22 protein-coding genes are annotated in these 20,720 nt (G+C 67.3%); 16 read left to right on the top strand and 6 right to left on the bottom strand.

The window, feature by feature from the left end:
• The first annotated feature begins 102 nt into the window (after window positions 1-102).
• The 3 genes from ACWGCN_RS05200 (at window position 103) to ACWGCN_RS05190 (ending at window position 3,347) form a co-directional block, all read left to right on the top strand.
• Window positions 103-888 carry a universal stress protein gene (locus ACWGCN_RS05200; protein WP_378991820.1) on the top strand — a complete coding sequence of 262 codons (786 nt, stop codon included), beginning with the start codon at window positions 103-105 and terminating at the stop codon, window positions 886-888.
• A 209-nt stretch (window positions 889-1,097) separates the two neighbouring features.
• On the top strand, window positions 1,098-2,516 hold the full coding sequence (locus tag ACWGCN_RS05195) for a hypothetical protein (protein WP_378991818.1): 1,419 nt from the start codon (window positions 1,098-1,100) through the stop codon (window positions 2,514-2,516).
• Between the two features lie 3 nt (window positions 2,517-2,519).
• The gene (locus ACWGCN_RS05190; RefSeq protein ID WP_378991816.1) at window positions 2,520-3,347 is read left to right on the top strand and encodes an Abi-alpha family protein; all 828 of its coding nucleotides are present in this window, start codon (window positions 2,520-2,522) and stop codon (window positions 3,345-3,347) included.
• Between the two features lie 5 nt (window positions 3,348-3,352).
• Here ACWGCN_RS05190 and ACWGCN_RS05185 read toward each other — a convergent pair whose 3' ends face one another.
• On the bottom strand, window positions 3,353-4,009 hold the full coding sequence (locus ACWGCN_RS05185) for an enoyl-CoA hydratase-related protein (RefSeq protein ID WP_378991814.1): 657 nt from the start codon (window positions 4,007-4,009) through the stop codon (window positions 3,353-3,355).
• A 15-nt stretch (window positions 4,010-4,024) separates the two neighbouring features.
• Window positions 4,025-4,633, bottom strand: coding sequence for a TetR family transcriptional regulator (locus ACWGCN_RS05180; protein ID WP_378991812.1), 609 nt, complete (start codon window positions 4,631-4,633; stop codon window positions 4,025-4,027).
• Between the two features lie 213 nt (window positions 4,634-4,846).
• Between ACWGCN_RS05180 and ACWGCN_RS05175 the strand changes: the two genes are divergently transcribed.
• The gene (locus tag ACWGCN_RS05175) at window positions 4,847-5,392 is read left to right on the top strand and encodes a TetR/AcrR family transcriptional regulator (RefSeq protein WP_378629092.1); all 546 of its coding nucleotides are present in this window, start codon (window positions 4,847-4,849) and stop codon (window positions 5,390-5,392) included.
• 82 nt (window positions 5,393-5,474) lie between these two features.
• Here the strand turns inward: ACWGCN_RS05175 and ACWGCN_RS05170 are convergent, their stop codons facing one another.
• Window positions 5,475-7,334: a Na+/H+ antiporter gene (locus tag ACWGCN_RS05170; RefSeq protein ID WP_387444973.1), complete on the bottom strand. Its 1,860-nt coding sequence runs from the start codon at window positions 7,332-7,334 to the stop codon at window positions 5,475-5,477.
• Between the two features lie 117 nt (window positions 7,335-7,451).
• Window positions 7,452-8,207: a histidine phosphatase family protein gene (locus ACWGCN_RS05165; protein ID WP_378991809.1), complete on the bottom strand. Its 756-nt coding sequence runs from the start codon at window positions 8,205-8,207 to the stop codon at window positions 7,452-7,454.
• A 149-nt stretch (window positions 8,208-8,356) separates the two neighbouring features.
• On the opposite strand from ACWGCN_RS05165, the gene ACWGCN_RS05160 reads away from it, so the two are divergent.
• Window positions 8,357-9,088, top strand: coding sequence for a DsbA family oxidoreductase (locus tag ACWGCN_RS05160; RefSeq protein ID WP_379316113.1), 732 nt, complete (start codon window positions 8,357-8,359; stop codon window positions 9,086-9,088).
• A 24-nt stretch (window positions 9,089-9,112) separates the two neighbouring features.
• Here ACWGCN_RS05160 and ACWGCN_RS05155 read toward each other — a convergent pair whose 3' ends face one another.
• On the bottom strand, window positions 9,113-10,138 hold the full coding sequence (locus tag ACWGCN_RS05155; RefSeq protein WP_452459286.1) for a glucose 1-dehydrogenase: 1,026 nt from the start codon (window positions 10,136-10,138) through the stop codon (window positions 9,113-9,115).
• 351 nt (window positions 10,139-10,489) lie between these two features.
• On the opposite strand from ACWGCN_RS05155, the gene ACWGCN_RS05150 reads away from it, so the two are divergent.
• From ACWGCN_RS05150 to ACWGCN_RS05105, 10 genes are all read left to right on the top strand, one after another.
• Window positions 10,490-11,257 carry a DUF1460 domain-containing protein gene (locus ACWGCN_RS05150; RefSeq protein WP_452459290.1) on the top strand — a complete coding sequence of 256 codons (768 nt, stop codon included), beginning with the start codon at window positions 10,490-10,492 and terminating at the stop codon, window positions 11,255-11,257.
• 17 nt (window positions 11,258-11,274) lie between these two features.
• Window positions 11,275-11,832, top strand: coding sequence for an isochorismatase family protein (locus ACWGCN_RS05145; protein WP_378991803.1), 558 nt, complete (start codon window positions 11,275-11,277; stop codon window positions 11,830-11,832).
• Between the two features lie 17 nt (window positions 11,833-11,849).
• Window positions 11,850-12,395, top strand: a complete 546-nt coding sequence (locus ACWGCN_RS05140) for a class I SAM-dependent methyltransferase (RefSeq protein WP_452459287.1) — start codon at window positions 11,850-11,852, stop codon at window positions 12,393-12,395.
• A gap of 9 nt (window positions 12,396-12,404) precedes the next feature.
• Entirely contained in the window at window positions 12,405-12,857 is a 453-nt protein-coding gene (locus ACWGCN_RS05135; protein ID WP_452459288.1) for a MerR family transcriptional regulator, read from the top strand.
• Window positions 12,854-13,297, top strand: coding sequence for a helix-turn-helix transcriptional regulator (locus ACWGCN_RS05130; protein ID WP_378991799.1), 444 nt, complete (start codon window positions 12,854-12,856; stop codon window positions 13,295-13,297). Before ACWGCN_RS05135 ends, ACWGCN_RS05130 begins: the two co-directional genes overlap by 4 nt.
• A 10-nt stretch (window positions 13,298-13,307) precedes the next feature.
• Complete coding sequence (locus ACWGCN_RS05125) at window positions 13,308-13,718, top strand: VOC family protein (RefSeq protein ID WP_378629104.1); 411 nt, start codon at window positions 13,308-13,310, stop codon at window positions 13,716-13,718.
• Between the two features lie 55 nt (window positions 13,719-13,773).
• On the top strand, window positions 13,774-16,155 hold the full coding sequence (locus ACWGCN_RS05120) for an ATP-binding cassette domain-containing protein (RefSeq protein WP_452459289.1): 2,382 nt from the start codon (window positions 13,774-13,776) through the stop codon (window positions 16,153-16,155).
• Window positions 16,156-16,205: 50 nt separating this feature from the next.
• Entirely contained in the window at window positions 16,206-16,622 is a 417-nt protein-coding gene (locus ACWGCN_RS05115; RefSeq protein WP_387444984.1) for a GNAT family N-acetyltransferase, read from the top strand.
• Window positions 16,623-16,709: 87 nt separating this feature from the next.
• A complete protein-coding gene (locus ACWGCN_RS05110) occupies window positions 16,710-17,150 on the top strand; it encodes an Rrf2 family transcriptional regulator (protein WP_452457468.1) in 441 nt (146 codons plus the stop codon).
• A gap of 83 nt (window positions 17,151-17,233) precedes the next feature.
• Complete coding sequence (locus ACWGCN_RS05105) at window positions 17,234-18,658, top strand: MFS transporter (protein WP_452457469.1); 1,425 nt, start codon at window positions 17,234-17,236, stop codon at window positions 18,656-18,658.
• A gap of 85 nt (window positions 18,659-18,743) precedes the next feature.
• Here ACWGCN_RS05105 and ACWGCN_RS05100 read toward each other — a convergent pair whose 3' ends face one another.
• A complete protein-coding gene (locus ACWGCN_RS05100; RefSeq protein ID WP_452457470.1) occupies window positions 18,744-19,646 on the bottom strand; it encodes an aminoglycoside phosphotransferase family protein in 903 nt (300 codons plus the stop codon).
• Between the two features lie 264 nt (window positions 19,647-19,910).
• On the opposite strand from ACWGCN_RS05100, the gene ACWGCN_RS05095 reads away from it, so the two are divergent.
• Entirely contained in the window at window positions 19,911-20,711 is an 801-nt protein-coding gene (locus tag ACWGCN_RS05095; RefSeq protein ID WP_452457471.1) for a carbonic anhydrase, read from the top strand.
• Window positions 20,712-20,720: the final 9 nt, after the last annotated feature.

Here is a 20,720-nt window from a genome sequence, read left to right as displayed (position 1 = left end):
CGACCTCGCGGACGGGCACCACCGCGCCGGTTGCCCGCAGTGTGCTGCGCTTATACTGTGGGCCACAGCGCAGCTGACCTGCCGTCGATCGGAGAGCGTCACATGGGGTGCTATCAGCGCATCGTCGTGGGAACCAACGGCTCGGAGGCCGCGCAGACGGCGGTAGCGGTGGCGGGGGAGTTCGCGATGCGCCTCGGTGTCGCGGTCACCGCGGTGAGTGTGTGGAAGGACGCGGGGCGCAAGTCGGCCACCGACGCCGAATGGGCCGAAGCCAACACTCGGGCAGCCGCCGAAGCCCTGCTCGAAGCCGGCGTGACCGAGGTCGCCCGCACCGAACTCGACGGCACGGCAGGCGCGTTGCTGCTCGAGATCGCCGAACGTGAACCCGCCACGTTGCTCGTGATCGGTGGCGGCAGCCTGGGCAGTTCCAAGGCGCGACTGCTCGGCTCGACCGCCAATCACGTCTCCCACCACAGTCAGACCGACGTCGTGTTCACCAACAAGGTCCCCAAACGCTGGACCACCATCGGGCTCACCACCGACGGATCGGCGAGTTCGCTGACCGCGGTCCGTCGCGGCTACGAGCTCGCTCTGGCGCTGGGTGCGCGCCCGTTCCTGGTGGCTTCGGCCAAGACCGATGACGATGGTGCCGACATCCTGATCGACGTCGAAGGTCAGATCGCGGTCGAGGACCCGGAACTGTTCGGACGCGACATCCTCACCGGGGTCCCCCCGGCGGAGGCAATCTGCAACTCGGCCTGGAAATACGATCTGGTCGTGATCGGCAACCGTGGAATGAGCGGTCCCGCACGTCTTCTGGGCTCGGTGGCCAACAAGGTAACCCACGACATCGACACCAACTTGCTGCTGGTCAACACCACGCACTGAGTCATCGGCCCTCGCGTGCAGGAGGTGTCGGCCACCCACTGGTGACACCACGCGTGGTGATTGCCGTTCGAACGGGAGCGCCGAGTCCGGTCTGATCAGGTGTTTGCTCCGGTTTAGCGGGTAACCGCGGAACTTGCCCGGACCGGGGAGTTCGGTCGCCTATGATGACCGTACGCGCGATGTTCGCCACACAACGGAGTGGACGCCGGATGAATGCTGGGATCGAGGCGGCGGGTTTCTTCGGCCTGCTGGACTGGGAGAAGACGACCGGTCTGAGCAAGTTCTGGGTCGACATGATCACCATCCCGATTTTCAGTGCCATGGCCGGTCTGATCACCAACTGGACCGGGGTGATCATGCTGTTCGCGCCGGTGCGGTTCACCGGCTTCTACGTGCCGGGCCTGAAAACGATCTTCCCGCTGTTGCCGCGCAAGGTGCAGATCCTGCCGACCTTCGCCCCCGGTGGCATCCTCGGCTTCCAAGGCTTCATTCCGGCCCGCTCGGAGAAGATGGCGAGCCTGATGGTCGACAACGCGGTCGCCAAGATCGGCACCGCCAAGGACTTCTTCGACCAGATGGATCCGCGCAAGATCTCCGCGCAGGTCGCGCTGGTGGCGATGCCGAACGTGCGCTCGATGGTCGACTCGATCATGGTCGCCGAGCATCCGCGCCTGTGGGCCGACATGCCGCCGCGCGCACGCGAAGCCGTCTACACCCGGGTCGAGGCCGAGCTGCCCGCGATCACCGATCGCGCGTTCGACTTCATCGGCGAGAACATCGACCAGCTCCTCGACGTGAAGCTGATGGTCGTGGGCTACCTGCGGCGCAGGCCCGAACTGCTCAAGGACGTGATCTACGGGCTCGGCGCACCGGAATTGCGGTTCATGATCCGCAGTGGGGTGCTGGGATTCCCGTTCGGGGTGATCGTGGCGCTGTGGTTGTCGTTGCTGCACTACAGCACCCCCCACGGTGACACCCCCGCGGTGATCTCACTGCCCGGCTGGCTCTACGAGATCCTGCATTTCCTGCCCGCGTGGGCGTGGGTGCTCGCCGGTGGCGCGACGGTGGGTGTGCTGGTCAACATCATCGCGATCAAGGTGGTGTTCGAGCCCGCCGTGCCGCAGCCGCGCTACCGATATCCGTGGGGGGTGGCGAAATTCGCGAAACGGCAGTATCAGGCGGCGGCGGATCTGGGGCATGCGATCGGGTATCAGATCGTCACCCTCGATGTCGTCACCGAGCAATTGCTCGACGGGCCCAGTGGCGACAAAACGCGTGCGGTCATCGCGCACTTCCTCGAGGCTGAGATCGACCGGATTCTGGGCCCGCTGCGGTCGGTGACCCGGCTCGCGATCGGACCCCGCCATTTCGACGCCATCCAGGCCACCGCGGGCGCGAGCCTGGCGACCGAGATGAAGCCGTGGTTGGTCGAGGACGTGGAGTTCTCTCAGACCACCGCGGCCAGCGTCGACCGGCTCGCCACCGAGAAACTGCGTGAACTGCCGCCCGAGGAGTTCGTCGAAATGCTCTACACCGCCATCGAACAGGACGCGTGGCTGCTGTATCTGCACGGTGGCGTGCTCGGTGCCTTCATCGGCGCGCTGCACCTGCTGATCTTCGGAGTGTGAGCAATGGAGCCCAACCCTGATCGCGAACCCAGGATCCCGACCGATCTGCTCGGTTTGGCGCGGATCGCGGGATTGTCGTTGCGCCACATCGTCGGCACGGTGGCCAAGGGCGCTGTGCACACCGCCACCGATCTGGTCGACGACCTCCGTTCCGGCGAACCGATCTCGCAGATCGTCGACGAACGCGTGGAGCTGTTTCGGCGGGCGGCGTTGAGCGCGCTCGGTCTGACCAGCACCGCCACCGGCGTCTACGGCCCGGTCGAAACCAAGGTCGACGCCGAGGATCTCAAGGCGATGGGCGACGCGATGATCACCGAGGGCTGGGACTCCGCGCAGCAACCGCGTGAGCTGCACCCCTCGTTCGTGCCGATCCTGCACGACCTGACACCCGACGAAGCCCGGATCCTGCGCTTCCTGGCTGTCGCCGGGCCGCAGCCCGCGATCGACATCCGCACCAAGGCGCCGTTCGGGATCGGCTCGCAACGGCTGGCCGACGGCATCAACATGATCGCCGCCATGGCCGGGTGCGCGCTGCCCGACCGCGACCACCACTACCTGGGCAACCTCAGTCGCCTCGGACTGGTCCGGTTCTCCACCGAACCGGTCGCCGACTTTCGCCGCTACGCGTTCCTGGAAGCGCAACCACCGGCGCAGGCGGCCTACAAGTCGGTGAAGATGCGGGCCATCAGCTCCTACCGCAGCATCTACCTGACGGTGTTCGGAAAGCAGTTCTGCGACTCGTGTTTCGTGCTGGGCGACTATACCGGGGGCGGTTGGGCAGGCGATGACCGTGGCGACATCTACCTGGGCAAGGGCCCCCGGCTGCCCTGATCGGTTCAGTCCCGGTTGCGCAGCGCGTCGAGGACTTCGGCGAACATCACGGATTTGATCGCTGTCATCGTGGTCTGGTCTTTGCCGCCCAGCGGTGCCACCAAAGCCAGTGCGGTATCGAGGACTTCGCTTTCCGCGGCGGTGGCGTCGACCAGGTCCAGTGCCAGCGCGTCGGGGCCACCGAAGCGGCGGGCCGTGGTCATGCTGGCCACGGCGGTCTTGGGGGTCGTCTTGGCTTGGATGAGCGCGGCCATGCCGTTGGTGAACGGGATGCGGATGTCGGCCTCGGGGAAACAGAAGTAACCACGGTCGGCGCGCATCACCCGGTAGTCGTGCGCCATCGCCACCATCGCACCCGCACCGAAGGCGTGTCCGCCGATCGCGGCGACCGTCGCCATGGGCAGGGTGAGCACCCGGGCGAACAGGGTGTGCACCGCCGCGACGTATTCGGCGGCCCGGTCACCGTTGGCCGAGAGCCAGTCCAGGTCGAGACCGTTGGAGTAGATCTTGCCGGTCGCGGTGGTCACCAGCGCGGACGCGCCCTCGGCGACGACCGCGTCGAGGTGGGTGTTCATCTCGTCGAGGAAGTCGGGGGAGAATCGGTTCTCGCCGTCGCCGAGGTCGAGCACGGCGATCGAATCGTGGTGGCGCAGTGTGGGCATGGGGCTGTTTCCTTTTCAGTGGGGACCGAGGTCGAGGACGGCACGCACGGCAGCACGCAGCTGAGCGCGGGCCAGGGGGTCGATGAGCCGGTCGCGGCGCAGCAGCAGCGCGGTGGGCAGGTCTACCAGGCACGTGGTGACGGTGGCGACGCCGCGCCGGTCGGCGCGACCCCACAGGGCGCGCGCGAGCCGGTTGAGCGCGGCGACGAGCGCCTTCTCGGTGTCGGCGATCTCCTGTGCCAGTGCGGGCGCGATGTCGCCGGCGAGCAGTTCGGCGCGGTCGACGATCAGCAGCAGGCGCGCGGAGTCGGGATGGTTTTCGGCCAGTCGCGCCGGTGCCTCGGCGGCGTCGAGGACCGCGTCGATGCGGGTCTCGGTGTCGGGCGCGGTGACGGCGCGGTCGATATCGGCCGACTGGAGGGCGAGGAATCGGTGCGCGGCGCGTAACCATGTGCGCGCCAGGACAACCTGGCGGGACTGAAATGTGTGATAGAGCGCGCCATTGGATACTCCGGTAGCGGCGGCGACCGCGCGCACTGTGACAGCGGCCGGTCCGGCGCCTGCTGCCAGCTTTTCGGCGGCGTCCAGCACGGTCTCCGGGTCGTGAGTGCGCGGTCTCGGCATGAACAAAAGTTTACAGAGCGTGCGCTCTGCTATTCCATTCGGATGCGCTTTTGGGCCGTTGTGCACGTATTTCGTTCCGCCACTTGGTATTTCGTCGTCCCTAAGGCCCGCCGGGGCACAGCGTAGACAACGTTACGTACGCGCGAGGGCTCGATACGATGGGGTACTGTTCGGATTCTTCGGCCCTGCCCGCACGAACAGAACGGCATCGCGATGTCCCGAGTGGTCACCAAGGAGCAGTACTTCGACACCGCGGTGGCGGTGCTCGCAGAGTTCGGCTTCAAAGGTCTCAACATCGGGGTGCTGTGCCGTCGCCTCGGCGTCACCAGCGGCTCGTTCTATCACCACTTCGGCTCCTGGCAGGGCTTCGTCGACACCCTGCTCGAACACTGGGAGAACCGTCAGATGGTCGAGCTACGCGCGCTCGACGTCGGCCACGGTGACGCCGACGCCGACGTGCGGGCGATGTCGGTGCTCGCCAGCGGACTCGAACACGGCGCCGAAGCCGCGCTGCGCGCCTGGGCGGCCAACGACGAATCGGTACACGTCACCGTCAAGCGGGTCGACGAGTCGCGGCGGCGCACCGTGCACCGTGTCATCGACGGCGTCGTCGACGACACGGCCACCGCCACCGTCGTCACCGAATTCGGCATGGCGATGATCATCGGCTACCAACAGCTCGCTGCCGCGGGCGAATCCACCGAACTCGACCACCTGCTCGCCGAATACGCGCGACTGATCTACTCCCACCGCGGCTGACGACCACGTCGGCGCGACGACTGCGTCAGGGTCTCGTGCCGCGCTGATTCGCGACCCCTGGCCGGACGGACACTTCCGTGAGCTAGCCGAGCAATTGGTCCACGTAGCACCATCGCCAGGCTTCCCCGGGCTCCACACTGCGCATCACCGGATGCGCCGAGTCCCGGAAATGGGCGCTCGCGTGGTCACCGATCGAGGACTCACAGCAGCCGATGTTCCCGCAGGCGGTGCACATTCGCAGATGCACCCAGCGCAGGCCCTCGTCCAGACACGTCTGACACACCAGCTCACCAGCGGGCGGCTCTGCCAGTGCCGGCGCCTCCTCCAGATGGGCGCACCCCACCGCACCGGCGGCGGTGGACAGCGGTTCGGCGCGGCGCTCGTCGTCGCTCTCGTCGAAACGGTCGATCATCGATTCCTCGAGGTCGAGCCGGGCCAGCACATGTTGGAGGACTTCGTAATCCACCGCCCCCGCGTCGCGAACCGTCAGCACCGCATCGCGTTCGGCGGCCAGCATCGCCAGTCGTAACCGCCGGTACTCCGCGGTCGGTGTCACCAGCTCGGCCTCCGGGCGGCCCAACCGCTCCCAGGCGGCGTTGGAGCGCCAGATCAGTCGCTGTCGCAGCGATTCGATCACCGGTTCGGGGGTGTCCGGTCCGATCCTGCGGTCGAGTTCGGCCAGGCCGGCGGTCGAAGCCTGTTGCAGCAGATCGGCTTTGGCGAGTGCGTCTTCCTCGCGACTGGGTCCGCGCAACCGCAGCAACCGCACCAGCCACGGCAGCGAACTGCCCTGCACCAGCAGCGTGCCGCCGACCACCACCAGGGCGAGCAGTTCCAGCACCGGCAACTGCGGTGTCGAGTCGGGCAGCAACAACACCGCCGCCAAGGTCACCACCCCGCGCATGCCCGCCCACGACACCACCGCCGCATGACTCAACGGTTCGGTCGCGCGCCCGAACAACCTGGCCACCAGCACGGGCGTGAACACCCACACCGGGCGCGCCAGCATCACCGCGGCCAGCACACCCACCGCCGCGACGACGAGCGTGGCGTGATCCAACCCGCTGTGCCAGGCGGCCTCGACGATCCAGCGCACCTGCAACCCGATGATCAAGAACACCGCGCTCTCCAGAATGAACTGGATGGTGCGCCAATTGGTGGTCTCGGCGACCCGCGAGGCCGCGCCCTGCCACCGTTGCGCGCCGTGGCCCAGGATCATCCCGCACGTCACGACCGCGATCACGCCCGAGGCGTGGAAGTGCTCGGCGGGCAGATACGCCACGAACGGGGCCAGCAGCGACACCGAGGTATCGAGCACCGGGTCGGTGATCCGCCGGCGCAACATCACCAATGCCGCCGCCACCACGGCCCCGATGACACCGCCGCCGACGGCCGCGAGCAGGAAATCGCCGCCGATCTGCCATGCGGTCACCGCACCGGCCATCGCCGCGATCGCCGAACGCAACGCCACCAGTGCGGTGGCGTCGTTGAACAGCGACTCGTCCTCGAGTACCGTCACGATGCTGCGCGGCATCCCTGTGCGTCGGGCCACCGCGGTCGCTGCCACCGCGTCCGGGGGAGCGACCACCGCACCCAACGCGACCGCCGCCGCGAACGGCACCGGCAGCAACCACCACACCACCAGCGCCACGGCGAACGTGCTGAACAGCACCAACCCCACCGACAGCGACGCGATGGTGCGCAGGTTGTCCTTGAAATCGACCAGCGAGGTGCGCAGCGCGGCGGTGTAGAGCAGCGGCGGCAGCAACCCCAGCAGCACCACCTCCGGCTCGAGGTGTACCTGCGGCACCATCGGCAGATACGACGCGGCCACCCCGGCCAACGTCAGCACCAAGGGTTCCGACACCCCGAATCGCCGCGCCAGCGCCGCCAGCGCGGTCGCCGAGCCGATGAGGACAACCAGACCGATCGCGACATCCACTCGCGCATTCTCCCACCCACGGACCCATCAGTCCGTCGACGCCACCCAACGACAGCCGCGTCGGCACCGACCATCACGAAAACGGTTGCGGCCGACATCGGTCGGTCGCGCCGGCCCCTAGCCCGTGTCCGCGTCCATCGCGAGGTGGTCGACCGAGCCCCACACACGCAACGCCAGTCGTGGGCCCTCACGCCGCCACTGTGACACCGACGCGTTGGGCACCGGCTCGAGCGAATCCGGTACCGGCGCACCGAGTCCGTCGAGGATGTAGCGCAACGACACCACCACCGCATCGTGCGTCACCACCAGCACCTGCTCGCCCGCGGCCACCACGTCGAGCTCGTCGAGGAAACTGCGCACCCGCAATGCCACATCGGCCAGCGACTCCCCGCCCGGCGGGCGATAGACCCAGTTGCCGACCAGTTCACGACGCAGCCCCTCCTCGGGCGCGCGTCGCCGGATCGCCCGGTACGGATGCAGTTCGAACACCCCCATCTCCCGATCACGCAACCGTTCGTCGACCAGGGTGCGGATCGGGTGCAGGTGCCGGTTGCGGGAGGCGGCGGCCTCGGCCATCACCGCCCAGGTGACTCTGGTGCGCAGGTAGGGCGAGCAGACCACCAGTGTGGGTCGCTGCGTGCCCGCCAGCCCGGCCAGCCAGTCGCCCAGACAGCGCGCCTGCCACTGCCCGTGGGTGGTCAGTTCCACCGCGGAATCGGTGCCCCGCATCGGCCGCTGCTCGGTCGCCGGGTCGGAGAACCACACATTGGCCTCACTCTGTGCGTGGCGCACCGCCCACAATCCCCCCAGCGCGCGTGGCACCACCAATCCTTCGGGCACCTGCACCCACCCCCTCCGCTGCTCGAACTCCATCGATACCCCTCGTGCTCGTCCCGTCGTGCCCGGACGCGCCAGGGAATAGCGGCCTCGTTGCCGGCGTTACATTCCCCGAATTCGAACGCCTGTCCAGAACTGTCCGGCGGACCACCGCCGCACCCCTCGATGCGCCGCAGGAGGCCCGCTTGTCCACCAGAGTAGAGATCTGGACCGACATCAATTGCCCGTTCTGCTACCTGGGCAAAGCCCGCTTCGAAGAAGCGCTGGCCGGCTTCGCGCACCGGGACGACGTCGAGGTGGTGCACCGGTCCTTCGAGCTCGATCCGACCTTGCCCGCCGGTTCCACCCGTCCGGTCATCCCGGCGATCGCCGAGAAATACGGCATCACCGTCGACCAGGCCGCCGCCAACGAACGCGGCATCGGCGCCCAGGCCGCGGCGATGGGTCTGCCCTACCGAACCGCGGGCCGCGACTCGGGCAACAGCTTCGACATGCACCGGCTCCTGCACTACGCCCTCGACCAGGACAAGCAGGAAGCCCTGCTCGACGCCCTCTACGCAGGCAATTTCGCCGAGCCGGAGCCCGTCTTCGGCGATACCGAACGCCTCGTGGCCTTGGCTGTGCGCGCGGGTCTGGACGAGAACTCGGTGCGCGCGGTGCTGGCCGACCCCGATGCCTACGCCGACGCGGTCCGCCGCGACGAAGCCGAGGCCGCCGCGCTCGGTGCCACCGGTGTCCCGTTCTTCGTCTTCGACGGCAAGTACGCGGTCTCCGGCGCCCAACCTCCCGAAACGTTCACCCGGGCACTGAACACCGCCTGGAACGATCGACCTGCTCCCCAGCTCATCGCCGACGGCGACAGCTGCGGGCCCGACGGCTGCGCGGTCCCCACGACCGAGGTCGCGGCGGCCGACTGACCGCCTCGACCTCGCTTCGGCGAGTCAGGACAGGTCGATGACGACCTTGATATCGGACCCGCCCGGGTCGAACGCCTCGAGCGCCTTCTCCAGCGGCAGCCGCCGGGTGATGAGGCGTTCGAGCCACGACTCGTCCGCTTTTGCCAGCGCTTCGGCGCCCTGTTCGTAGTGGTGACGGTTCGCGTTCACCGAACCGAACACCACCGCGTTGTCGAGCACGATGTTGCGGTTCAATCCGCCGACATCGACATCGGTGTCGACACCGGGTGTCGACACCCCGGTCAGGCAGACGATCACGCCGGGGTTGTCGATCTCCATCGCCTGCAACGCCACCGCGGGCGCACCGGTCGCCTCGATCACGATGTCGGGGCTGATCTCTTTCGCGGCGGCCGCCGCCGTCCCCGTGTGGAACGTGCCGCCCAGCGCCTGGACCAGCTCTTCTTTCGTCCCGCCGCTGGTCCGGTCGAGGACGTGCACGTCCAAGCCGCGTTGCTGCCCGAGCAGCGCCGCCAGCAGACCGATCGGCCCGGCGCCGGTGACCAGGACGGTGCGCGGATCGAACCAGGCGCGGTTGTTGATCCTCTCGATCTGATCCCAGGCCTTGGCGACCACGGTCGTCGGTTCCAGCAGGACCCCGACCTTCTCCAGTGCCGGATCGAGTCGCACCGCGAAGTCCTCGCGCACCACCCAGGACGTCGACCCGTACCCGTCGATCTCCTTGATCCCGCGCTCGACGTACATCCCGTTGCGGCACATGTCCCATTGGCCGCGCGCGCACGCCCCGCACGGCACCGGATCCGGCCTGCGCACGATCCCGACGACGAGGTCGCCAGGGGCGAATGCGCTGCCCGCGGGCGCGGTCTTCACCCGCCCCAGAGATTCGTGCCCGAGCACCATCTGCGACTTGCCCGGTGGCAGCCAGCCGTAGTTGCCCTGCGCGATATCGCGGTCGGTGCCGCAGATACCCAGCGAGATCCCGTCGACGAGCAGTTCGCCGGGACCGACGACCGGGTCGGGCACATCCTCCACCCGCAACGATTGCTTCTGCATGGGAACCACTGTCAACGCACGCATTTCGGCATCCCTTCCGCCCGGACGGGCCAACGGTCGACGTCTGCACGAACCACATCCACGACACCCGGGGGAGCAACCCCATCGCGAACACGCCGCGAACACGGACTACCTGCGCCAACGGTACGCGAACAACTCACCGACCGGTCGATACGAGACCATTCGCGAACAATCGGCATCACCGATGGCCGAACGTCACACTCCGCCATCATCGCGGCACCGGGAACCCTGAGTCGCCGATCCTGTCCGCCGTCTCGGCTACGGTGGACAGCGCTCGCACCGATCGACCCGTGGCCAGCTGGAGGCGTCTTGCGCATCATCGTCCGGATCATGCTCGTGCTCGCCGCGCTCGTGTGCGCGCTGGCACCGGCCTCGGCCGCACCGTCGGTCGATGACGTTTCCGCGCGCAAGATCGACGAACTCCTCACCGTGCGCGCCGAATCGGGCGGTCTGGGCCGTGGCGAACTCCTCGAACGGCTCTCCGCTCGGCTGCTCGGCACCCCGTACGGTGCGAACATGCTGATCGGTTCGGCCACCGAGCCCGAACAGCTCGTCGCGGATCTGCGCCGGGTCGACTGCTTCACCTACCTCGACTACATCGATGCCGCCTCCCGCTCCAGCACCCGCGACGAGTTCCTCACCAACCTGGTCAGTACTCGCTACATCGATGGTCGCGTCGAATTCGCCCAGCGCAAGCACTTCTTCACCGACTGGGCCACCCGCGAACGGCTCGCCGCCACCGACATCACCGCGAGCTTGAGCCCCACCGCGGTGACCATCACCAAGCATCTCAACGCGAAAGCTGACGGCAGCACCTATCTGCCGGGCGTTGCCGTGGTCGACCGTGCCGTCACCCATATTCCCGCGGCCGCCGTCGACGGGGCAGTCCAGGCCGCCCTTCGCACCGGCGACTTCCTCGGCGCTTACACCCCCGACGCCGGGCTCGACGTGACCCACGTCGGCATCATCGTCGCGACCCCCACCGGCCCGGTCTTCCGCAACGCCTCCTCGCTCGCGGCGAACAACCAGGTCGTCGATACCCCCTTGACCGAGTATCTCCAGACTGTCCCGGGCGTCGTCGTCCTTCGCCCGCTCTGACCGCCAGAGGAATCGCCATGACCACGCTGCCCGACCGCCCGAACACCGCGCTGCTCGTCGTCGACGTGCAGAACGGCGTCGTCGACGAAGCACCCCGCCGCGACGAGGTCGTCGCGAACATCAACGCCCTTGTCGACCGTGCCCGCACCGCCGATGTCCCGATCATCTGGATCCAGCACTCCTCCGAGGATTTGGTCGAACACAGCGATCCCTGGCACTACGTCCCCGAACTCACCCGCACCGACACCGAACCGCTGGTTCACAAGCACTACGGGGACTCCTTCGAAGACACCGAGCTCGAGGGACTGCTCGCGGCGGTGGGCGCCGGCCACCTGGTGGTCACGGGCGCGGAATCCGACGCCTGCGTCCGTTCGACCATCCACAGCGCGTTCGTGCGCGGATACGATGTCACCCTGGTCGCCGATGCCCACACCACCGGCGACAAGACCCGGTGGGGCGCACCGAAACCCGAAGACGTCATCGCCCACACGAACCTGTACTGGCAATTCCAGCAAGCACCCGGTCGCACCGCGGCCGTGCGCCCGACCGACGAGCTTGACTTCAGGTCGACCTGAACAACCACGGTGGTCTCATGACCACTTTCGGATACGCACAGAGCCTCGGCTACGACCGGCGCGCCACCCGGCTCCTCACCGGCCTGTACCGGCGGATCGCCACCGACATCGACGCCAACACCACCGATTCGGCCACGGTCCTCGACCTCGGCACCGGCCCGGGAAAGCTGTTGTCCCACGTGGCGACTCGTCGCCCCGACCTGCGCCTGCACGGCATCGATCTGTCCCCGCACATGATCGAGATCGCCCGGCGCACCCTCGCTGGGCAGCCGATCGACCTGGCCGTCGCCGACGTCGCCGAGCTGCCCCACTCGCACGCGAGCATCGACTTCGCCGTGTCGAGCCTGAGCATGCACGAATGGCCGGACCTGCCCGCCGCCGTCACCGAACTGCGTCGAGTGCTCCGCCCCGGCGGCGGCGCCGCGATCTTCGACTTCCGCTTCACCCGAACCCGCGAGATCCGGCGCGCACTCAGCACCGTCTTCGGCTCGGTCGACTCCGAAACAGTCCGTCTGCCTTGGCATCCCGTCGCCGTGATCACCTGCTACCGCGTCACCGCATAGGCTCGGCGGATGGCCGGGGAACACACCACGATCGGTGCGGTGGCAGCCCAGTTCGGGCTCGCGACCCACGTGCTGCGCCACTGGGAAGACCGCGGACTGCTCACTCCAGCCCGTGATTCGGCCGGACGCCGCCACTACCGCGGTACCGACATCGACACGATCGCGATGATCGTGCTGGGCAAGAAGGCAGGCTTGTCGCTCGACGATCTCGCCATCCTGTTCATCCGTTCCCCCGATCGGCGCACCCGCCGAGAAGTACTCGAAGCCCATCGCGACCGCCTCGCCGACCAGATCGCCCGCACGCGCGCCGCCCTCGACGCCGTCACCCACGTCCTGGACTGCGACGCCGAGGACTTCCGCACCTGCCCTCACTTCCGTGCCGAACTCGCCGGGGTCCTCGACACCCACACCGACCCGCCGGTGTCGGCAACACTGTCCGACGTGGGACGATCGGCCATGTGACCGGCCCACCCGCGAAACCACAGCACTTGCGCGACCTCGCGCTGCTGCGTCGTGTGCGCGACCGCATCGACCGTGAGTACGCCCAGCCGCTCGACGTCGAAGCGCTCGCCCGCGGCGTCCACATGTCGGCCGGGCACCTGAGCCGGCAATTCCGCCTCGCTTACGGGGAATCGCCGTACTCCTACCTGATGACCCGCCGCATCGAACGGGCGATGGCACTGCTGCGCCGCGGCGACCTGAGCGTCACCGAGGTGTGTTTCGCGGTCGGCTCGTCCTCGCTGGGTACCTTCAGTACCCGCTTCACCGAACTCGTCGGGGTGCCGCCCAGCACCTACAAACAGCGTCAGGACGAACAGACCGCGGGCATGCCGTCGTGCGTGGTCAAGAAGGTGACCAGACCGATCAGGAATCGAGAAGCTTCCGCTCCGGCCGACAATTAGCGTGGTCGGCATGAACCTCACCATCCACTCGAGCTACCTGCCGCAGGACGACCCCGACGCCGCGCTCGCCTTCTACCGCGACACACTCGGCTTCGAGGTGCGCAACGATGTGGGCTACAACGGGCTGCGCTGGATCACCGTGGGCCCCACCGGCCAGCCCGACACCTCCATCGTGCTGCACCCACCGGCCGCCGACCCGGGCCTCACCGACGACGAACGCCGCGTCATCAGCGAAATGATGGCCAAAGGCACCTACGCCGGCGTCAACCTCGCCACCGACGACCTCGACGGCCTGTTCGAGAAGCTGCAGGCCGGAGACATCGAGATCGTCCAGGAACCCACCGATCAGCCTTACGGCGTGCGCGACTGCGCCTTCCGCGATCCCGCCGGAAATATGGTCCGCATCCAGCAGACCAAGTAAGCCATCGCGCCGGTAGATTCGATGTCCGGCGATGTCGACTGATCAAGGGAGACCCATGAGCACGGCCAAGAAGACCGGCACCACCATAGAGCCGGCCGACAGCCACGATGTGATCCGCGTGCACGGCGCGCGGGTCAACAATCTGCGCGATGTGAGCATCGAGATCCCCAAGCGCAGGCTGACGGTCTTCACGGGCGTGTCCGGATCCGGTAAGAGCTCCCTGGTCTTCGGCACCATCGCCGCCGAATCACAGCGTCTGATCAACGAGACCTACAGTGCGTTCGTGCAGGGCTTCATGCCCAGCCAGGCCCGCCCCGACGTCGACGTCCTGGAGGGTCTGACCACCGCCATCCTGGTCGACCAGTCCCGGCTGGGCGCCGACCCGCGTTCCACTGTCGGCACCGTCACCGACGCCAACGCGATGCTGCGGATCCTGTTCAGCCGCCTCGGCGACCCGCACATCGGGTCGTCGCAGGCGTTCTCGTTCAATGTCGCCTCGATCAGCGGCGCCGGTGCCGTCGAGGTCGAGAAGAACGGTGTCACCGTCAAGGAACGCCGCAGCTTCGCCATCACCGGCGGTATGTGTCCCACCTGTGAGGGCAAAGGCCAGATCAACGACATCGACCTCACCGAGCTCTACGACGAGAACCTCTCCCTCGACGAGGGCCCGTTCAAGATCCCCGGCTACAGCATGGACGGCTGGATGGGCCGCATCTTCAAGGGTTCGGGCTTCTTCGACCCGGCGAAGCCGATCAAGAAGTACACCAAGAAACAGCTCGCCGACCTGCTGTACAAGGAACCGACCAAGATCAAGGTCGAGGGCATCAACCTCACTTACGAAGGACTCATCCCCAAACTGCGCAAGTCGATGCTGTCCAAGGACATCGATTCGCTGCAACCGCATGTGCGCGCCTTCGTCGAACGTGCCGTCACCTTCGGCACCTGCCCCGACTGTGCGGGCACCCGGCTCTCCGCCGCGGCCCGCTCGTCCAAGATCGACGGGATCAGCATCGCCGACGCCTGCGCCATGCAGATCACCGATCTCGCCGAATGGGTCAAGCAGGTCGACGACCCGTCGGTGGCGCCGCTGCTGGAGTCGCTGCGCCAGACCCTGGACTCGTTCGTCGAGATCGGCCTGGGCTACCTGTCGCTGTCGCGTCCCTCGGGCACCCTGTCGGGCGGTGAAGCCCAGCGGGTCAAGATGATTCGCCACCTCGGCTCCTCGCTCACCGACGTCACCTATGTCTTCGACGAGCCCACCGCGGGCCTGCACCCGCACGACATCCAGCGGATGAACGACCTGCTGCTGCGCCTGCGCGACAAGGGAAACACGGTGCTCGTCGTCGAGCACAAGCCCGAAACGATCGTCATCGCCGACCACATCGTCGACCTCGGCCCCGCCGCCGGGTCCAAGGGTGGCACCATCTGCTTCGAGGGCACCGTCGACGGGCTGCGCGCCAGCGACACCGTCACCGGCCGCCACTTCGACGACCGTGCCGCGGTCAAGGACTCGGTGCGAAAGTCGACCGGCGCCTTGCAGATTCGTGGCGCCACCGCCAACAACCTCGACAAAGTCGACGTCGACATCCCCCTCGGCATTCTGGTGGCGATCACCGGCGTCGCGGGCTCGGGCAAGAGCTCGCTCGTGCACGGCTCGATCCCGATCGACGAAGGCGTGATCTCCGTCGACCAAGCCCCGATCAAGGGCTCACGCCGCAGCAACCCCGCCACCTACACCGGTCTGCTCGACCACATTCGCAAAGCGTTCGCCAAGGCCACCGGCGCCAAACCCGCCATGTTCAGCGCCAATTCCGAGGGCGCCTGCCCGAACTGCAATGGTGCGGGCGTGGTTTACACCGACCTGGCGATGATGGCCGGCGTGTCGACGATGTGTGAGGTGTGTGAGGGCAAGCGCTTCATGGCCGAAGTCCTCGAATACACCTTCGCGGGTAAGAACATCAGCGAAGTGCTCTCGATGCCCGTCGACGAAGCCCGCGCGTTCTTCGGCGACGGCGAGGCACGCACCCCCGCCGCCCACAAGATCCTCACCCACCTCACCGAAGTGGGCCTGGGCTACCTCACCATCGGCCAGCCACTGACCACCCTGTCCGGCGGCGAACGCCAGCGCCTCAAGCTCGCCACCCACATGTCCGACAAGGGCGGGGTCTACATCCTCGACGAACCGACCACCGGCCTGCACCTGGCCGACGTCGAACAACTCCTGGGCCTGCTCGACCGCCTCGTCGAATCCGGCAAGTCCGTCATCGTCGTCGAACACCACCAGGCAGTGATGGCCCACGCCGACTGGATCATCGACCTCGGCCCCGGCGCGGGCCACGACGGCGGCCACATCGTCTTCGAAGGCACCCCCGCCGACCTCGTCGAAGCCCGCTCCACCCTCACCGGCGAACACCTGGCCACCTACGTCGGCGCCTGACTTCGTGCGGCCGGGCTCACTCCGAGCCCGGCCGCACCTATTCTGGACCGATGCTCGAGATCTCCACCGATCCCGCCGCCGTCGATCTCGACTGGCTCCACCACCGCCTGTCGACCGATGCCTACTGGGCCCTCGGCCGCAGCCGCGAACGCGTCCGCCGCGTCGTCGAGAATTCATTGCCCTACAGCGTGTTCCACGACGGTTCCCAGATCGCCTTCGCCCGCCTGGTCACCGACCGCACCACTTTCGCCTGGCTTTCCGACGTCTATGTAGACCGTCGGCAGCGTGGAAAAGGCGTCGGCAAACTCCTCCTTGACCGGATCATGGCCGACGCCGACGACTGGGGGCTACGCCGTATGGCCCTGGCTACCGGCGATGCCCACGACATGTACCGCCCCTACGGCTTCACTGCTCACCCCGAACCGGACCAGTGGATGGAAAAGACCTGGCCGGCCGATCCCGCTTGAATCACGACCGGCCCTCGTTTTCGCCGTGCACGGAAACCGCAACCGTGTTAGTTTCAGTTTCGAAGGTCAACGGCACCGGGAGGATGCATGAGCGTCAGCAGCAGAAGCGCGGTCGCCATTCACGCATTGACGAAATTGGCGCAAGGCGGGGAGAGTTCGTTGACGTCTGTGGAGATCGCGGAGAGCTTGGCGAGCAATCCGGTGCTGGTTCGACGCATCCTCGGCAACCTGCGTGACGCCGACCTGGTGCGGTCCACGGAGGGTCGCGGCGGGGGCTGGACGCTCGCCCGCCCTGCTCGCGAGATCACTCTCTTCGACGCCTATCGCGCCGTCGAAGGTTCGCCGGTGCTGTCTCGACATGCCCACCCGCCCAGCGCCGAGTGCGAGGTCGGTCGTCATATGCAGGCGATTGTCGACGAGCAGTTCCGCAACGCCGAGCAGGCCATGGAGGAGCAGTTGGGTCGGACGACCATCGCGCACCTGCTCCAGAAGGTATTCGACATCGATCGAGCGGCGCGTATGCGCTGATCGCAGGACGGCGGGAGACCGCCGTTCTTTTTTTACCCGAACTGTAACCATAATGGTTGCGGTAAAGCTGGGAGAGGGAACCCATGACATCCACGAGACTCGAAACCGACCACGCTGGTTCAGGCCTGGCGTTACTGGCGGTGCTCATGCCCGCGATGCTGGCGACGGTCATCGCCAGCGACATGGTCAATCTGCTGCTACCGGCGATAGGCACCGAGTTCGACGCCTCGGAAGCCGAATTGGCATGGGTCGTCACCGGATTCCTGCTGATGTTCTCCGTCGGCATCCCCTTCTACGGACGCCTGTCGGACCGAGTGAGCCTGCGGACCCTGTTCGTGGTCTGCCTGACAACCTATGCCGCGGGCAGCCTGGTCAGCGCGCTCGCCCCGAGTCTGCTCGCGCTGGTGGCGGGGCGCATCGTGATGGGCATCGGCGCAGCCGGGATCCCGGTGCTCACGATCCTGGGCGTGACCCGGTTGCTGCCGGCGGAAAAACGCGGGATGGGCATCGGGGTGATCTCCGCCGCGGCAGGAATCGGCACCGCGGCCGGACCTGCCCTCGGTGGGGGCATCGGACAGCTGCTCGGCTGGCACGCACCGTTCTGGCTGATGGTCGCCATCGCGCTCGTACTGCTGCCGTTGATCTGGCGAGTCCTGCCCGCCGACTCACCGACCACCGCCGAGCGGTTCGACCTCACCGGCGGCATCCTGCTCGGTGCAGGCGCCGGACTGCTGCTGTTCGGAATCACCCAGGCTCAGGTCGCCGGATTCACGGCGCCCTCGGCGTGGGGATGCCTCGTCGTCGGCATGGCCACACTCGTGGTGTTCGTCGGTCGCAATCGGCGCATCGACCGGCCGTTCGTCCCACCCGCACTGTTCGACAACCAGGTCTTCCGGATCGCTGTGATCGTCGTGGCGCTGGCAATGAGCATCAACCTCGGCGCCCTGGTGTTCGTGCCGATCGTGCTCGTCGACGTCGACGGCCTCGATCCGGGCACCGGCGCGCTGGTCATGATCCCGGCCGGCCTCGCCGTCGCGATGCTCTCACCGCTGAGTGGACGCCTGGCCGATCGCATCGGTGCCCGCACCCCTACGCTGACCGGTCTGGCTGTGATGGGACTGTCCGCGGTATTCCTGTCCACTGTGGCCGGAGGCGGTTCGCTGGTCCTCACCGCGATCGGGATCACCGCACTGTGCGCCGGCTTCATCTTCGTGACGACGCCGATCATCAGCGCCGCGGCAGGCGCTCTGGCTCCCGCACAGGCCGGCATCGGGCTCGGGATCCTCCAGGGCGCCCAATTCCTCGGCGCCAGCGCGGGTCCCGCGCTCTTCGGCGCCTTGGTCAGCGCACGACGACAAGCCGGTACCGACGCCCTCAACCCCCTGAACGACACGGGATCCGGGGCCGCATTCTCGGACGCCTTCCTCGCGATGGCCTTCGTCGCCGTCACCGCACTGATCATCGCCCTGTGGATGCGCCCCACTCCCGCATCGAACGAACTGCCATGAAGACCCTGCTTGGAAGTCCTTACTGGCAAGCCGCTGGACCCCACCTCGAGGCCCTGGCCGAATCGAGAGACGGCCGATCGCGACATCACCACAGAATCTCGGTCAGACGGTCGGTCGCTCCGATCAACCAACCGGGATCGCCGTGCCTACGCCCCCAGAGTGCGGCCTTGATCGCCCGGACCTGCGCCCACCGGCGGGCACGATCACGGTCGATACCCGCTGCTTCGCAAAACAAGTCCAATCCGCGACGAATACCGGCGGCCGGATCGGGGGCGAACAGCAGCGGCGCGAACCGGTAGCTGCGAAGGACGGTGATCGTGTCGTAGGCGGGGTCGCCGACATACCCCTTCGGATCGATCGCGAGCCAAGGCTCCCGTTCTCCCACCAGCACATTCGCATCATGCAGGTCGCCGTGGACGAGGGTCTCGGGCTGACCCGGACCGAGATCACGCAAGGTCTCGGCCGCGGCATCCAGAACGCGGCGGGGGAGTGGATCGCCCAGTTCGGCGGCCGTCGTGCGGAGCTCGTCCGTCCAGTCGGCGACCAAGTCGCTCAGACGCGGCAGCCCGGCGGGGGCGTCGACCGCCAAGCGGTGGGACAGTTGCCCGAGTATGCCGACTGCCTCGTCGAAGTTGGTGATGTGGGCCAGAGTTCCGTGTCCTGTGCGCTCGAGCAGCATCGCGAACCGTTCGTCATCACGGTCGAACAATTGCACCGCACCCCGTCCGTTCCAGGTGGCGAACGCGTCCGGCTCGAACACGTTGCCCGGGTGCGGAAAGGAGATCTTGACAACCGCGGGCGGCAGATCCGGACACAGCACCGGAATGACGATCCCGACGTGGCCGTGCATGACCGGCCCGTCAGGAGTGCACGACCACCGTTGCAGTAATTCATCCGCCAGCCGGGGCAGTGTCGCGATCCATACCCGCCCGGGTTCACCTTCCCGACTGATCGTTTCGCGGGTGAAGACCTCTGGAATCTCGATCATGAGACGACCCTAGGCGTCTATCTCGAGCCGCGGACACCACCGATGTGACGTATCTCGCCGCCCTCGAGTCTGGTCTCCGCGATGACGACCGGCATAGCCTGAGGCACCGCGCAGGAGCGAAATCGACTGTACTAGAAGGATATTCGGTGCAAACCGGACATTCTCGGTTCGGTAGTCGGCCAGCTGGTTTCGACACGCGCACACTGCCGTCCCGGGACGTCTACATCCGGGCCGACGGCAGAATCATGGCAAGGAGCTACACCGGTGCCGGTTCGTCACAATGACCTCAGCCCCGTCATCACCCGCCGCGGCGCACTCGCCGCACTGGCACTGCTCGCTGCTGCCGGCTGCGGCGGTTCGGTCGCGGCCACCACCGGCAAGCCGCACTGGGACTACGACGCCGAGGGCCCCGAGCACTGGGCCGACCTCGACCGCGGCTACTCGGCCTGCCGAGTCGGCCACGCCCAATCGCCGATCGACCTGGACAGCCCCACCGAACTACACCCGTCCGACCACATCGAAATCGACTACCGCCCCATCCCGTCGGTGAACCTGCTGAACAACGGGCACACCGTGCAGGTGAGCGCCCCAGCGGACTCCGGCAACCGCATCGTCGTCGACGCAACGCCGTTCACCCTGACCCAATTCCACTTCCATCTCCCCAGCGAGCACACCGTCGACGGTGCCGAGACCGCCATGGAACTGCATTTCGTCCACACCGCCCGATCGGGCCGGTTGGCCGTTCTCGCCGTCCTCCTGAACGCGCACACCGACCCCACCCCGCTGAGTCGGATCCTCACCGCCGCCCCGAACCGCTCAGGGCTCACCCGCGCGGTCCCCACTGTCGACCCGCGCGAATTCCTCCCGGCCGACCTCGCCCAGTTCCGCTACCAGGGCTCCCTGACCACGCCCCCGTGCACCGAAGGTGTCGAGTGGATCGTGCTGCGCCACCCCGCGCCGGTCGCAGCCCCTGATGTCGACAACTACCGCGCCCTGTTCCCGCACAGCAACCGACCCACTCAACCGCGCAACGGCCGCCCGGTAGTCCTCGCCGGACCCAACTGAGCCCGCTCG

The sequence above is a fragment of the Nocardia sp. NPDC055050 genome, from assembly GCF_053608345.1.
Note: the sequence above shows the minus strand (reverse complement) of the source record. Positions and strands in the feature narration are given on the sequence as shown.